At 69.3% G+C, this 1,230-nt stretch carries 1 protein-coding gene; it reads right to left on the bottom strand.

The features are described from left to right. A partial coding sequence (locus MJ785_RS09705; RefSeq protein ID WP_239380517.1) for a transposase occupies positions 1–857 on the bottom strand: 857 nt, incomplete at its 3' end. Positions 858–1,230 lie beyond the last annotated feature (373 nt).

The raw sequence follows: 1,230 nt of genomic DNA, 5'->3' as shown, positions 1-1,230 counted from the left end.
AGGTCGCGCTCGGACTGATTGTTCGTCGCCCAGACGTCCAGGTCGAACACGAAACGCAGCACATCCTGCTCGCGGGCGTCGAGGCACTCGAGTAGGCAGCGACCGACCGGCTGCTTACGGCCCTTCGGCGCGGGAACGATCTCAGAAAGGCCGACCTTCACCCCGGAACGGAACTCCTCGATCAACGGGTCGCGCAGCGCGGCCGGGACCCCGGCAAGCCCGGCGAGGCGAGCAAGGCTGGCCTGGTGGACCAGCCCCGTGAGCGACCGGGCGACCTGCGGCGCCCACGCCGCGTCTGGGTAGGTCTCGATCACGTCCCGCACGTCCCGCAGGATGTGCGCGACACAGAGCTGGTGCAGGAAGCCGTTGAACGTCACGTGGTCGTACAGGCCGTAGCGGTCGTGCACGACGACACCCAGCATCCGGGCGAGCAGGAACAGCTCGAAGCTGACCAGGTCACGCCGTCCCAGCATGAACAACGTGAACAGCCCGGTCGACACCGAGAGCACGTACCGTGTCCGCCCCTTCGGTCCGATCTTCATGGGTGTCTCGTCGAAGCCGACGACCTTCTCGGCCGCGATCCGCTCCTCGATCTCCCGCACCGCCGGGTCGACCGCCTCCGACCCGGCGGCGAGCAGGCCGTGCACCCAGCCGGTGGACACCTCAACCTGGTAGACCTCGAAGAGCAGCTCACAGATCCGCTCGACCGGTATGTGCGGGCGCACGAGCAGGTACAGCGCGATCGCCCGGATCTCCGGGCCGTAGGACACCGACGCGTCGAGCACCTCGGCAGGCCGGGCCGCTACATGACGCAGCCCGCAGCCGCACACGACCCGGTACAGGTCGTGCTGGGTCACAGCGAACTCGACGCGGGCGACGTCGTGGGACTGATGCGAGCGGGCGACCCCGGCGACCGTGCCGTCGGCGATCCCGGCGCCGCAGGAGCAGTCCCCGACCGGGAAATGCCTCTCGACCCGGTCCGGAACCTCCCGCCAGGCCAGGGTCAGCCCGTCCTCGCCAGGCTACTTGCCCCGCTTCCTCTTCCCCCGCCGCCGCCCCACCCCGCCAGACGCCTTCTCCGCGACGTCCGTGTCTGTGACCTCCTCGTCCGCGGCGTCCGTGTCCTTCGGGATGCCTCGACCCTGTGGGGTGCCAGAAGTCGGCCTGGGCCTGTGAGCTGGGGAGATGCGGCCCTACCGAGCCGGCGGGATGATGGTCAGCTATGTCGAT

The sequence above is a fragment of the Protofrankia sp. CiT1 genome (genome assembly GCF_917627335.1).
GTDB lineage: Bacteria > Actinomycetota > Actinomycetes > Frankiales > Frankiaceae > Protofrankia.
Note: the sequence above shows the minus strand (reverse complement) of the source record. Positions and strands in the feature narration are given on the sequence as shown.